The 1723-nt window shown below is 28.2% G+C and carries 1 protein-coding gene; it reads left to right on the top strand.

What is annotated here, in order from left to right; all coding sequences use genetic code 11:
- Nucleotides 1-240, top strand: a 240-nt coding sequence (locus tag LGZ99_RS24345; RefSeq protein WP_262979837.1) for an H-NS histone family protein, incomplete at its 5' end; no start/stop codon positions are given.
- Nucleotides 241-1723 lie beyond the last annotated feature (1483 nt).

The following is a 1723-nucleotide window of genomic DNA, read 5'->3' on the forward strand; positions in this document are numbered from 1 at the left end:
ATATTAAAAATTATTGAAGAAATGGGCTTTGATATTAATACCATTAACATACCTATTACCCTCTCTGGTTTTAAACCTAGAAAATCAAATACAGGAAAAGGAAAAACGAGAAAACCGAAGTATCAGTTTAATGAAAATGGGGAGATTAAATACTGGTCAGGAAATGGAAAAAGACCATTAGGTTTACAAAAACTGCTTAATGAAGGCCATTTATTAGATGAGTTTTTAATTAAAAAATAAGAAAATCCTCGGAGTGAAAATTGCTGTACTCACTGCTCATCTTTTAACATTACTCGCTTTCTCTTTTTGCTTGCATTTCCATTTTTGGGAGATTGCAAGCTTCTTTTTAATCGGTGATTAATTCAGTTATCTATCAGCCAAGAGTTAAAAAATAGGTTTCCGATTAATGCCGGATTTTTAAGGGGTATAAAATGACTAGAAGCAGGTTATTACCTGCTATTTTTAATTTATTTATCAGCGATTATATACTCGGTTTATTTTGCATTTACATAATCTGCTATGATTATTTAAGAGAGTGAATACAGAGATATTAAGGATTTTGTATAAATGGTGGGTTTAAATAAATGCGACTTTTCAGAAAGAGAATTAATTTCATTTAATCGAAAACCATTAACCATTAACCATTAACCATTAACCATTAACCATTAACCATTAACCATTAATAGTAAATTTAAAAAAATCAGCATGTAAAAGATATTATTTGATCAAATAGGTATTTAAGGGCTTTCTTGTTGTTATTTTATGACGAAAATACTAAAAATAACGCAATAAAAAATGAATAAAACGGTTGATTTGGCAGGATTTAAGTTCTGAAAAAAATAGGTGATTATCCGAAAAAATAAAAAGGGATATTTTTATCTCATCAGGCCATTTACTTGCTGATTTATGAGAACAAAATAAAGGGTGGTCACTTATTAAAATTACTGGTAAAACAACGTCAGTAAAGATAAAAAGTGAGTATGATTGACGTTAGTTAAACATAAAACACGATAGTCGATAGTGATTAAACTTCATAAAAAGCAGGTGTTAAACTCGGTAAAAAATGGTGAAAACTTTATATTGATTAGAACCACAAGTTAAGAAAATGACTTTTAATAACATTTAAAGATTATTCATCATGTATTTACCTAACCTGCATAATCATTTAAAAGCGTGAATGCAGAGATAGTAAAGATTTTATATAAAATGGCGTGTCTAAATAAATGCAACTTTTCAGAAGGAGAGCTAATTGCATTTAATCGAAAATCATTAACCATTAATAGAGAATTGAAAAGAAATCAGTACGTAAAATAACATTATCCGAACAAATGGGTATTTAAGTGCTTTTTCGTTGTTACTTTATGAAGAAAATTCTAAGAATAACGTAATAAAGAAATGAATAAAGCGGTTAATCTGGCAGTATTTTAGCCTTGAAGAAGAGGGTGATTATCTGGGAAAACATAAAGGGATTTATTTATATCATCAGGAGATTTATTTTCTGATTTATGGAGGAAAAATAAAAGGTAGTGACTTATTAAAACTGCCGGTTAAATAACATTAATAAAGATAAAAAGTGAGTATAATTAAACGTAAAATACAATATTCCATGATGATTAAAATAAATAAAAAGCGGGTGTTAAAAGTAGTAAAAAACCGTTAAAACTCTATACTGATTAAAACCATAAGTTAAAGCAATGACTTTTAATAACGTTTAAAGCTTGCC

It is taken from the genome of Photorhabdus temperata (genome assembly GCF_025384845.1).
Lineage (GTDB): Bacteria > Pseudomonadota > Gammaproteobacteria > Enterobacterales > Enterobacteriaceae > Photorhabdus > Photorhabdus temperata.